This is a genomic window from Bartonella capreoli, from assembly GCF_902813205.1.
GTDB classification, from domain to species: Bacteria; Pseudomonadota; Alphaproteobacteria; order Rhizobiales; family Rhizobiaceae; genus Bartonella; species Bartonella schoenbuchensis.
Genome location: NZ_CADDZX010000343.1, coordinates 1 through 399, shown reverse-complemented (window position 1 = coordinate 399; position 399 = coordinate 1). Strand labels below are relative to the sequence as shown.

Sequence of the window (399 nt, the reverse complement as noted above, 5' to 3'; positions counted from 1 at the left end):
TAATGAATCAGCTCCCACAAAATTGCACATAGATTTTAAGTCTGGATATTGATTAGCTAGTAGGCTTTCAACAGTAGGTGTATCAATACCATAAAAATCAGGATAAAAAATCATAGGGCTAGAAATGCGCATATGGACTTCTTTTGCTCCTGCATCTCGGAGCATCCGTACGATTTTAACGGATGTTGTTCCACGTACAATCGAGTCATCGATCAAAATAACGCGTTTTCCTTTGATGACAGAACGATTCGCAGAATGCTTTAATTTTACTCCAAAAGCACGAATTTGTTGTGTTGGTTCGATAAAAGTGCGACCAACATAGTGATTACGAATAATACCAAGCTCAAAGGGAATTCCAATTTCTTGTGCATAGCCAATTGCAGCGGGTGTTCCACCATC

General features: G+C 39.1%; 1 protein-coding gene. It reads right to left on the bottom strand.

From position 1 onward, the window contains the following. The coding region (locus J7R05_RS08720; protein ID WP_281388242.1) for a phosphoribosyltransferase family protein at nt 1-399 on the bottom strand (399 nt) is incomplete at both ends.